At 38.5% G+C, this 11,963-nt stretch carries 9 protein-coding genes; 4 read left to right on the forward strand and 5 right to left on the reverse strand.

Going from position 1 to position 11,963, the window contains the following annotated elements; all coding sequences use genetic code 11:
• Window positions 1-4: 4 nt before the first annotated feature.
• From R2Q94_RS15515 to R2Q94_RS15525, 3 genes are all read right to left on the reverse strand, one after another.
• Window positions 5-721 carry an EcsC family protein gene (locus R2Q94_RS15515; RefSeq protein ID WP_316822375.1) on the reverse strand — a complete coding sequence of 239 codons (717 nt, stop codon included), beginning with the start codon at window positions 719-721 and terminating at the stop codon, window positions 5-7.
• A gap of 517 nt (window positions 722-1,238) precedes the next feature.
• Window positions 1,239-1,727, reverse strand: coding sequence for a nucleoside deaminase (locus tag R2Q94_RS15520; protein ID WP_316822376.1), 489 nt, complete (start codon window positions 1,725-1,727; stop codon window positions 1,239-1,241).
• Between the two features lie 155 nt (window positions 1,728-1,882).
• The gene (locus R2Q94_RS15525; protein WP_316822377.1) at window positions 1,883-2,482 is read right to left on the reverse strand and encodes an OmpH family outer membrane protein; all 600 of its coding nucleotides are present in this window, start codon (window positions 2,480-2,482) and stop codon (window positions 1,883-1,885) included.
• A 258-nt stretch (window positions 2,483-2,740) separates the two neighbouring features.
• On the opposite strand from R2Q94_RS15525, the gene gyrB reads away from it, so the two are divergent.
• On the forward strand, window positions 2,741-4,699 hold the full coding sequence (gene gyrB, locus R2Q94_RS15530; RefSeq protein ID WP_316822378.1) for a DNA topoisomerase (ATP-hydrolyzing) subunit B: 1,959 nt from the start codon (window positions 2,741-2,743) through the stop codon (window positions 4,697-4,699).
• A gap of 106 nt (window positions 4,700-4,805) precedes the next feature.
• On the opposite strand, the gene R2Q94_RS15535 is transcribed toward gyrB, so the two are convergent.
• On the reverse strand, window positions 4,806-5,231 hold the full coding sequence (locus tag R2Q94_RS15535) for an aspartyl protease family protein (protein ID WP_316822379.1): 426 nt from the start codon (window positions 5,229-5,231) through the stop codon (window positions 4,806-4,808).
• A gap of 5 nt (window positions 5,232-5,236) precedes the next feature.
• Window positions 5,237-6,175 carry a malate dehydrogenase gene (gene mdh / locus R2Q94_RS15540; protein WP_316822380.1) on the reverse strand — a complete coding sequence of 313 codons (939 nt, stop codon included), beginning with the start codon at window positions 6,173-6,175 and terminating at the stop codon, window positions 5,237-5,239.
• 250 nt (window positions 6,176-6,425) lie between these two features.
• Here mdh and R2Q94_RS15545 point away from each other — a divergent pair, with 250 nt between their 5' ends.
• The 3 genes from R2Q94_RS15545 to trxA all read left to right on the forward strand — a co-directional run bounded on the left by R2Q94_RS15545 (window position 6,426) and on the right by trxA (window position 11,904).
• Complete coding sequence (locus R2Q94_RS15545) at window positions 6,426-6,923, forward strand: lipocalin family protein (RefSeq protein ID WP_316822381.1); 498 nt, start codon at window positions 6,426-6,428, stop codon at window positions 6,921-6,923.
• Window positions 6,924-7,017: 94 nt separating this feature from the next.
• The gene (gene dnaE, locus R2Q94_RS15550; protein WP_316822382.1) at window positions 7,018-11,448 is read left to right on the forward strand and encodes a DNA polymerase III subunit alpha; all 4,431 of its coding nucleotides are present in this window, start codon (window positions 7,018-7,020) and stop codon (window positions 11,446-11,448) included.
• A 138-nt stretch (window positions 11,449-11,586) separates the two neighbouring features.
• A complete protein-coding gene (trxA, locus tag R2Q94_RS15555; protein ID WP_316822383.1) occupies window positions 11,587-11,904 on the forward strand; it encodes a thioredoxin in 318 nt (105 codons plus the stop codon).
• Window positions 11,905-11,963 lie beyond the last annotated feature (59 nt).

Here is an 11,963-nt window from a genome sequence, read left to right on the forward strand (position 1 = left end):
GAAATTATTTTAAAAGTCTCATTCTATAGGCTTGAATTGCTGTATTACCAAGCTGTTTAATTAATTGATAATTGGCTACTGCACCTACTGCAGCTCCTACTACAGGTAGTAGTTGGGCTAGTTTGGCAAGGTCAATGTAATCACGATATTCCTGTTGAAATGTCTTCCAGTCGAAACTGTCTACATTTTCTGGGATTAGGTGGAGTTTGTTTTCCCAGTCTTCCATGTGCATGAATATTTTAGTGCGGCCCTGCTGACTGGAGAAAGCAAGTTGAAAAATATAGAGTAAATACAAACGCTCTCTATAGTCTTTTACATCAAAACCATATAAGGCAGAGATTTCAAATAGGAGTTTCATTTTTATCCCAATGAGTATTGGAAAATCAGCCATACTCATCAAGAAACCGCCTGCACCGGTAATTCCACCTTCTGCAGCTCCGGTTTTGCAATAACTGTCAATTTTTGATTTTACGAGCGATTCTCTTTGAATCAAACTCATCTCCATTGCAGGTATATCTGAAGTCGTATAGGTAGAACCATAAAGCACGCCTTTGATCATACTTCTGATCGTCACGGTAATGGCCGTATGGATTTTTTCAGGGATATAGCTGTTGATTTTCTTTTGAATGTTATTGGTTAACTTATTGAGAAATGAGGGTTTAAGCCTCATTTTTCTTTTCCAGAATTCCAATTCTATGGTTATTTTTTCTTCGTAATTCACGAATGCAAATTACAATAGTTTTTCCTTAAAGATTAAAGGTTAGGTATTTGCCTATACTATTTGAGAACTATACGGTTAGTTATTTTTGGTATCACTAAACTCCTACATAATGTTCGTATCAAAGAAGGTTAATTTTTCGGTTCTGTTGTTTAGCTCTGCTATTACGTGAACTCAGAAGATGGTGTTTAGTTCTAAAGCTCCGAAAGATGTCGTACCTCTTAGCTTTACAAATGATTCAATGGGAGTTCATTTCGCAAAGGAGTAAGAAATACTGTGTCATGCTCAGTCTTTTATAAACTTCAAAAGGCAACCTGAAAATGTTATACTTAAAAAAGAAGGAAAATATTTTAAAGGAAGCTTTTTACCTGCAGATAGCACAGATCTGGTTTGCCTGATTTTTTCAGCCAAAGCTACTAAGGAGCTGAATACAGAAGGATTTTACACATTATTTTATGATAAAGGTAAAGTAAAAGGGAATGCACATCTCGTAGAAGCCTGGGTTGACTTTCTCCTTTGTTTAATAGTTTATTTTCATTGCAGACTGCTCCCAAAGTTTAAATGTCTGGATGGCCTCATCTCGCAGTAATTGTTTTAAAGGCAAACTACGTTTGTTCATTGGTTTTTTCAGTTCTTCATAGATGAACTGGTCGTCAAAGCCAATGTTTGCAGCATCTACTTTCGTATTGGCATAATAAATTGCGTTTATTCTTGACCAATAAACTGCGCTAAGGCACATGGGGCAGGGCTCACAACTGGTGTAAATCACGCAACCGCTTAGGTCGAATGTATTTAGTTTTTTGCAGGCAATTCTGATTGCTGATACTTCTGCATGAGCTGTAGGGTCATTGGTTCGTGTCACTTTATTACCGCTTTTTGCAATTATCTTACCTTCTTTTACGACTACAGCACCAAATGGCCCACCAAGTTGATTAGTTACATTTCTCTCAGAGAGATTGATGGCGATTCTCATAAATTTCTCATGTTCTTTTTGTGTGGTATTTTCCATATCAAATATTTTGTCTTAAACCAGTTGCAGGATGGAAATTTGAGGATTCTCCTACCTGTTTTATTGTGATGTCTTTAATGTCGAATGCTGGCCGGAAAATTAGTGCAAAAAAAATGCCCCGAATCATCGGGGCATTTAAATTCATCAATTGATGACTATTTTTTATCTTTCGAATAAGCTGCGTTCAATCCTACAATTACTTCACTGGTTACATCTAAAGATTCATCAGCAAATAAGATAGCGCTGTTACCTTTTGAGTAAGTTAATACCATTTTGAAACCTTTACCTTTTGCATAAGTTTTTAGGTATTCTGCAACTTTATCATATAATTTTTCATTTTCAGTTGCTTGTTCATTTTGAAGTGCAGCACCTGCATTTTGAGAATAAGCTTGTAACTCTTGTTGTTTACGTGCTAATCTTTCTTCAGTAGCAGCTCTTTGATCAGCAGGCAGGGTGTTTTGTTGTTGTTGGTATTGAGCTACTTCACGTTGGAAAGCTTGTTGTTTAGAAGCAAGATCGGTTTGTGCAGTTTTCGACTTTGCATCAAGTTTAGTTTTTAAGTCTTTGAAATACTGATATTTTGTTAACAGGGAATCAGAATTTACATAGACGATTTTCTCTGCGCTTGTTACTGTAGCTGACTCAGTTTTTGGAGCAGTGGTACCTGTGTTTTCTTTGTTCTGGCAAGAAGCCATTACGGAAACTAATGCAACTGCAGTAGCAATGCTGCCAAGTTTTAATGTTGATCTTTTCATCTAATGATTATAATTGATTTTTTGTTTTAATTTTTTGACTCCCATCATCCTCTAAGCTATTTTAAAACCGCTTTTTTTGGACATTTTCTTTCTTTAGGAATGATAAATTTCAACAAATATAAAATTTCAAATTTAGTATCCTAAAAAACTACGGTTTTTAGCTCATTTTTAATGCTTTTTCAGTCAAATAGTTATCCACATTTGCGGTTAATTGGGCTAAAATGGTTATTTTTGAGTCTAATTGTTTTTTTAAAAATTATGAGCGAAGAAAAGGATCCAAAGTCAAATTATTCGGCAGATAATATACAGGTTTTAGAAGGTTTAGAAGCGGTGCGTAAGCGCCCTTCGATGTATATAGGAGACACCGGAGTAAAAGGATTACACCATTTAGTTTACGAGGTAGTAGATAACTCTATTGATGAGGCGTTGGCAGGTCATGCTGACACGATATATGTAAATATTCTAAAAGACAACTCGATCAGAGTTGAAGATAACGGTCGTGGTATTCCTACTGGAATTATGCAAAAAGAGCAGAAATCAGCTCTTGAAATTGTAATGACGGTATTGCATGCCGGGGGTAAATTTGATAAGGATACTTATAAAGTTTCTGGTGGTCTGCATGGTGTTGGGGTAAGTTGCGTGAACGCATTATCTACACATTTAAAAGCAGAGGTTCACCGCGAAGGAAAAATCTGGGAACAGGAATATGAAAAGGGTAAGCCACAATATGATGTTAAAGTTGTTGGTGAAACGGATAAAAGAGGAACGGTAATTACGTTTTCTCCGGATCCTGAAATCTTTACCCAGACTTTAGAATATCGTTATGATACTTTAGCCAGCAGATTAAGAGAGCTTTCATTCCTGAATAAAGGAATTAAACTGACCCTCACTGACGAGCGTGAGCTGGATGAGGCCGGAAATCCAATCTCAGAACTTTTTCATTCTGAAGGTGGTTTGAAAGAATTTGTTCAATTTTTAGATGGTGGTCGCCCTTCATTAATTGCAGAGCCGATTTATGTAGAGGGGATCAAAAATGGCATTCCGGTAGAGCTTGCTTTACAATACAATGATAGTTATGCGGAGAATGTACACTCTTATGTGAACAACATCAATACACATGAAGGTGGTACTCATATCGCTGGTTTCAGAAGAGGTTTAACCAGAACATTAAAAGCTTATGCAGATAAGTCTGGATTGCTGAAAAATGTAAAATTTGAGATTACCGGTGATGATTTTAGAGAAGGATTAACTGCTGTTGTTTCTGTGAAAGTGCAGGAGCCTCAGTTTGAAGGTCAGACGAAAACAAAATTGGGTAACTCTGAGGTAATGGGAGCAGTTGATATCGCCGTAGGTGAAGCACTGAACAATTACCTGGAAGAAAATCCAAGAGAAGCAAAACTGATCGTTAATAAAGTAATTCTTGCAGCTACAGCGCGCGCAGCTGCGCGTAAAGCACGTGAGATGGTACAACGTAAGAGCGTAATGGGTGGTTCAGGTTTACCTGGTAAGCTAGCCGATTGTTCTGATAGTGATCCGGAAAAATGTGAGATTTACCTGGTCGAGGGAGATTCCGCAGGTGGAACTGCCAAACAAGGTAGAGATCGTAATTTCCAGGCTATTCTTCCGCTGAAAGGTAAAATTCTGAACGTGGAAAAAGCAATGGAGCATAAAATCTACGAAAACGACGAGATTAAGAATATGTTCACTGCATTAGGTGTAAGTATTGGTACTCCAGAAGATGATAAAGCGCTGAACTTAACCAAACTTCGTTACCATAAGGTGGTGATCATGACGGATGCGGACATCGACGGATCACACATTACGACATTGATTCTGACTTTCTTTTTCAGATATATGAAGTCACTGATTGAGGCTGGTTATGTTTACATTGCTGCGCCACCATTGTATCAGGTTAAGAAAGGCAAGGAGCATGAATATTGCTGGAACGACCAACAACGTGATCAGGCTGTACAACGCTTAAAAGGAGCAGGTAAAGAAGAAAGTGTACATATTCAGCGCTATAAAGGTCTTGGAGAGATGAATGCGGAGCAATTGTGGGATACGACCTTAAATCCGGCAACCCGTACTTTACTTCAGGCAACCATTGAAAATGCTGCAGAATGTGATCATACTTTCTCGATGTTAATGGGAGATGAAGTTGGTCCAAGAAGAGAATTCATTGAGAGAAATGCTAAATACGCCAAGATTGACGCGTAATTAGGAGTTCAAAATAACTATAAAAATAAAAAGGAGGTGCCCAAACGGTACCTCCTTTTTATTTTTATCCGAAATCTTAATTCGGCTAATTCCAATAAGATTTTTGTCAGTGACTATATAAGAATAGCTTAAGTTTTTTGTAGTTGATGACTGCCTGATATTTTAAGAGAATATCACTCCCAATAATGCCTGCTATCATTGGATGTCCCATTTGATCATATGCCTGATTTACAGTTTCAAGGTCTAATGCTACTGTTTCATAATCATACATGGTTAATCTGCCCATTTTGATCTTAGGGATAGTCGCCTGGATGGTACTGGAAGTAGCAAAAAGTGTAGTGGCCTGGGTCTCCTCACTAAAGCCCAGTTCTGAAATGTTATTTTTGATTAATGTGATGTCAAATACAGAGCGTGAAGCTCCTGTGTCCAGGACTACGAAGTGTTTTTCTCCAAAAACAACAATTTCCACCAAAAGGTGGAAACCGTCATCTTGTAAATTTATTAAGGTTAAGGGAACAGGAATCGTTCTCATTAATTTTATACTAGTTTCATGTCATGCAAAACACCATTCATCGCACGAACAGCATCAGCACTTTTATTAAAGGAAGTTTGTTCCTCTTCATTCAATTTATAATCAATTATTTTTTCCCAACCATTGCGGCCAATAATTACAGGTACACCTAAACAGATGTCTTTTTGACCATATTCGCCATCAAGTGCCACACAGCAGGTAAACAACTTCTTTTCATCACGAACAATACTCTCTACCAATGCAGCTCCTGCTGCTCCTGGGGCATACCATGCAGAAGTTCCCAGTAGACCGGTTAAAGTAGCACCACCAACCATAGTGTCTGCGGCAACTTTATCTAAAACCGCTTTATCCAGCAATTCAGTTACCGGTAAACTTTGATAAGTTGCGTAGCGTGTTAATGGAATCATGGTGGTGTCACCATGGCCTCCGATTACAAAGCCTTGTAAGTCATTAGAGTTACAGTTTAATGCAACACTTAAATAATATTTAAAGCGGGCGCTATCTAAAGTTCCGCCCATTCCAATAATTCTGTTTTTAGGTAATCCTAATGATTTTAAGGCCAGATAAGTCATTGTATCCATCGGATTGCTGATCACGATAATGATTGCATCCGGAGAGTATTTAAGGATGTTTTCTGCAACGTTTTTCACGATGCCTGCATTGATTCCGATCAATTCTTCACGCGTCATTCCTGGTTTACGAGGCAAACCTGAGGTGATGACTGCTACTGTAGATCCCGCAGTCTGACTATAATCATTCGTAACCCCTTTTATTTTTGTATCAAAGCCCAATAGAGTGGCAGTTTGCATCATATCAATTGCTTTGCCTTCCGCAAAACCTTCTTTGATGTCTAATAAAACAAGCTCTTCTGCTAATTCTTTTCTGGCAATATTATCTGCACAAGTGGCGCCTACAGCGCCGGCACCTACAACCGTTATTTTCATAATGAATCTAATTTTATTTTAAGTATAAGCGGCTTGTGACCTGCTTACAGGGGTTAAATCTATTGTTTTTAAAAGCGCATTGATAAAGTAATTTACAATTTAATTATTTATTAAAGCAAACCTGCCAAAGCGGTAGCCTTCCTGCCGAAGTTATAAATTTAGGCCAGTTTAAAAAACGCTTTTTAAAACTTTCTTCAACCTTGCTGGTTTTATGATAAAGAATTTACATTTGCTTAATAGTCGCAAACTAATGAACCCTATTATGGATAATGTACCTGTAGAAAAAGTTGATATCATGTCGTATGCAGGGAAGTGGTACTCTCTATATTCAATTCCCACTTTCATGGATAAACACTGGCGCCAAATCGTGGAAACCTACGTGATCCATCCGGATGGTTATTATGCTGTTTTTACTGGTTATAAAGTTCAGGGTGAAGAGAAGCAAAAGTACTTCAGATCTAAGCTTTTTGTGGTAAGGGGGAGCAGAAATGCGCGTTTTAAAGCAGAATTTATCTGGCCGGTAAAAGTGGATTACTGGGTCATAGAACTTGCTGAGGATTACTCTTATGTGGTAGTTGGCCATCCGAAATTTAAATACCTTTTCATTATGGCTAGAAAACCGAACCTTCCCGAAACGTTGCTGGCAGAAATTATAGACCGCTGTCAGAAAAAGGGTTACGATACCAGTAAGCTGGTTTCTCAGGAACACAAGTCTTCCGGCCCTATTCCAGTCATCGAATCTATGTAAAATTCCCCAATTCAATTATTGGGAGAACTGAAATTTCCGTATTTTTGATCAATCATATTGATTTCTAAAAAGACGATTTTCTAATTACCTAGCTATGTATTTGATTTTTGATACCGAAACGACGGGATTGCCACGCAATTGGAACGCGCCTATTACCGATACGGATAATTGGCCGAGATGTATTCAGATCGCATGGCAATTACATGATGCGTTTGGAAATCTAATTGAACATCAGGATTATCTGGTAAAACCTGATGGTTTCAATATTCCTTATGATGCAGAGAGAATCCATGGTATTTCGACAGAATTGGCCGATGAGCAGGGAGTCTCACTTGCTGAAGTATTAGAGAAATTTAATGTTGCGCTGTCAAAATCTAAATTTGTTGTCGGACAAAACATTGGCTTTGATGTGAACATCATGGGCTGTGAGTTCCACCGTTTGGGGCTAGAAAGTCCGATGGCTACGATGCCTGTTCTGGATACTTGTACTGAGGTGACCGCAGAATTACTGCGTATCCCAGGAGGTAGGGGAGGTAAATTTAAACTACCAACACTAACAGAATTACATCAATACCTTTTTGGCACTCCTTTTTCTGAGGCTCACAATGCTACTGCAGATGTGGAGGCAACCACGCGTTGCTTTTTACAATTGATAAAGATGGGGGTCTTTACGCTGGAGCAGTTACAGGCAGATGCCAATTATGTGTCGTCTTTTAATGAGAAAAATCCTGGAACAATAGAAAGAATAGGATTAAATCATGTAAACCTTAAATCTGCTTCTGAGGAAATCAGAAAACGTCTTGCAAAAACTGAAGCTCCAAAAGTATCTAAACAGACACTGGAAGAGAATAAGCAGGAACTTGCCAATGTCGCTTTTGCACATTTACACAATCATACACAGTTTTCTGTACTTCAGTCCACGATCAATATCCCTTCTTTAATCAAAGCTACCGCCGCACATAAAATGCCTGCAGTAGCCATGACCGATCATGCGAATATGATGGGTGCTTTTCATTTTGTGGCACAGATCTTAAACCACAATAAAGGTGTCGAAGCCAGAAATAAAGAAGCAATTGAAAAAGGCGAAGCTCCTGATGAAGTAATCATAAAACCTATCGTAGGCTGTGAATTTTTCGTCTGTGACGACCATTTAGATAAAAAAAGAAAAGACGATGGTTACCAGGTGGTACTACTGGCAAAGAATAAACAAGGTTACCACAATCTGGCAAAAATGTCTTCCATCGCTTATACGAAAGGATTTTACTATATTCCGAGGATAGATAAGGCAGTCATAGAACAATATAAAGATGATATTATAGTCTTATCGGGTAACCTATATGGGGAGATTTCAAGCAAATTGTTGAATCTAGGTGAAAAACAAGCCGAGGAAGCATTACTGTGGTGGAAATCTCAATTCGGTGAAGACTTCTATATTGAAGTCATGCGCCACAACCAGGAAGATGAGGATATTGTCAATGTCTCATTGATCGCCCTGGCTAAGAGAAACAATGTAAAGGTTATCGCGACTAACAATACCTATTATATCAATAAAAAAGATGCCAATGCCCACGATATCTTATTGTGTGTAAAAGACGGAGAGAAGCAGGCTACCCCTATTGGGCGTGGCAGAGGATATCGTTTTGGCTTACCAAATCAGGAGTATTATTTCAAATCTCCTGAAGAAATGAAAAACCTTTTTGCGGATTTACCAGAGGCAATTGTCAACATACAGGAAATTGTAGATAAAATTGAAATCTATAAGCTAGCCCGTGAAGTACTCTTGCCGAAGTTTGATATTTCTGAAGAATTTCTGGTTAAAGAGGATGAAGAAGATGGAGGTAAAAGGGGTGAAAACAAATACCTGCGTCACCTTACTTATGTAGGGGCGAAAAAACGTTATGGGGAAATTACTCCTGAGATTGCTGAACGCTTAGATTTCGAATTACAGACCATTGAGAAAACAGGGTACCCTGGTTACTTTTTGATTGTCCAGGATTTTATTGCCAAAGCAAGGGAACTGGATGTATCTGTAGGCCCTGGAAGGGGCTCTGCTGCAGGATCAGCCGTGGCATACTGTTTATGGATTACCAATATTGACCCGATTAAATACGATTTACTATTTGAACGTTTCCTGAACCCGGATCGTGTATCCATGCCCGATATCGACATCGACTTTGATGACGAGGGCCGTGGAAGGGTAATGGATTATGTAATTAATAAATATGGAGCCAATCAGGTGGCACAGATCATCACCTATGGAACTATGGCTGCTAAATCTTCTGTAAAGGATACGGCAAGGGTATTGGATTTGCCACTTTATGAGGCAGAGAAAATTGCGAAGCTGATTCCCAACATGAAGTTGGCCAAAATATTTACACTGGATGAGAAAACTCTTAGAGGAGCTCTTCGGGCGGACGAATACGAGAAAGTTGTAGAGCTGAAGTCATTGGCAGGAGCTGAGGATTTAGGTGCAAAGACCTTGGAGCAGGCCCAGATTCTGGAAGGTTCTTTGAGAAACACAGGAATTCATGCCTGCGGGGTAATCATCACACCTAGTGACATTACAAACTTTGTACCTGTTGCTACAGCCAAAGATTCCGATCTGTATGTAACTCAGTTTGACAACTCGGTTGTAGAAAGCGCTGGTTTGTTGAAAATGGACTTTTTAGGGTTAAAAACATTAACCCTGATTAAGGATACCGTAAAACTGGTGAAATTCAGACATAAGATTGATTTGGATCCTGATAATTTCCCGATCGACGATGCCAAGACGTATGAATTGTTCCAACGTGGAGAAACCATCGGAATTTTCCAGTACGAGTCTAATGGAATGCAGAAGTACATGAAAGAATTAAAACCAACCGTTTTCGGGGATTTAATTGCCATGAATGCATTGTATCGTCCTGGACCTCTGGAATATATTCCAAGCTTTGTTCGCAGGAAAAACGGAGAGGAAGAAATCAAGTACGATCTTGATGCCTGCGAAGAATATCTAAAAGAAACATACGGAATTACAGTATACCAGGAGCAGGTGATGTTGCTTTCCCAGAAACTTGCTGGATTTACCAAAGGTGAGGCCGACGTTTTACGTAAGGCAATGGGTAAAAAACAAAAGGATGTACTGGATAAAATGAAACCTAAATTTGTGGCTCAAGCTGCAGAGAAAGGTCATGATGCGACTGTATTAGAAAAGATTTGGAAAGATTGGGAAGCATTTGCATCCTATGCCTTTAACAAATCCCACTCTACCTGTTATGCCTGGATTGCTTATCAAACGGCTTATTTGAAGGCGCATTACCCAGCTGAATATATGGCTGCAGTATTGTCCAACAATATGAGTGATATCAAGCAAGTAGCCTTCTTTATGGAAGAATGTAAGCAAATGGGCGTTTCTGTTTTGGGGCCGGACGTGAATGAGTCGGGCACTAAATTCTCGGTGAATACCAGTGGACAGGTGCGTTTTGGTTTATCAGGAATCAAGGGAGTAGGTGAGAAGGCTGTAGAAAGCATCATTATAGAACGTACAGAAGGCGGTCAGTATAAAAGTGTATATGATTTCGCAAAGCGCTCTAATACCCGTACGGTGAATAAGAAAGCTTATGAAAGTTTTGTCTATAGCGGTGCCTTTGATGGATTTGGTTATCATAGAGCGCAGTATTTCTTTGTCGGTATTAACGATAAAATGAATGGCATAGAGAAAATGATCAAGTTTGCGAATGATTTCCAGAACAATGAATCATCAGCACAATCGTCTTTATTTGGTGGAACAGCTTCTGATATGGTTTATGAGCCTAGTTTACCTGTTTCTCCGGAATGGAGTCTGATTGATCGGTTAAAATACGAAAAGGATGCCATTGGAATTTTCCTAAGTGGACATCCTCTTGATAACTATAAGTTAGAACTGAAAGAATTCTGCCAGCATAAGGTCAGACATCTTTCTGTGGTTAATAAAATCAGGACAGGTGACACTACAGAGGAAGTGCTGGCTGATTTTGAAGGCATTAAGAATAAAGAATTGGTTGTAGGTGGATTGGTGGTGATTTCTGCCCAAAGAATGACCAAAACCGGAAAACCTTTCGGTACCATTGTATTTGAAGATTATGAAGATACTTGTGAACTGGCATTGTTTGGTGATGACTTCATTAAATTTAAGCAGTTCCTGACCGATGGATATTTCTTACAAATACGTGGAAGAGTAGGAGAGCGTTTCAGAAAAGAAGGAGATTGGGAATTCAAAATTACCTCTATTCATTTATTATCAGAATTGCGTGATAAGTTGGCGAAAAGCGTAACTATTCAAGTACCTATAGAAAAGATTACAGATGATTTTATGCTGAAAATCAATGCGATACTTGAAGAGAATAAAGCGAGTACAGAGCACCAGAACTGCCAATTGTTATTTGACGTCTATGATAGCATGCAGAATGTGAATGTGAAGCTGCCTTCTAAATCATTGAAGATTAATCCTAATAATGACTTTCTGGAGCAACTTACTGCATTGAATGTAAATCCTAAGTTGAACTAATGTCATTTTGGCATTGTCAGGATGATGGCATTACAATTGATTATATCTTTGCATAGAGTTTGGAATTAAAGATTAAATTTGCCAATTCAAACAAATAGACGATACAATAAAAAAACTAATTAAATAAAAATAAGAATTATGGCTTTGGAAATTACAGATGCAAACTTCGAGGAAGTTGTATTAAAATCAGATAAACCCGTTTTGGTTGATTTTTGGGCAGAGTGGTGTGGTCCATGTCGCATGGTAGGACCAGTTGTAGACGAGATCTCAAAAGAATACGAAGGAAAAGCAATCGTAGGTAAAGTTAATGTGGACAACAACCCTCAAATCTCTACTCAATTCGGTATCCGCAACATTCCAGCGTTATTGTTCTTCAAAAACGGTGAAGTAGTAGATAAACAAGTTGGTGCTGTTCCAAAATCAGTATTGGCTCAAAAATTAGAGGCACAGTTGTAATCAACTCAACATATACTAGTTAAAAAAGCGTTCATAGATTTATGGACGCTTTTTTTATA

The sequence above is a fragment of the Pedobacter gandavensis genome (assembly GCF_032678465.1).
Classification (GTDB): Bacteria; Bacteroidota; Bacteroidia; order Sphingobacteriales; family Sphingobacteriaceae; genus Pedobacter; species Pedobacter gandavensis_B.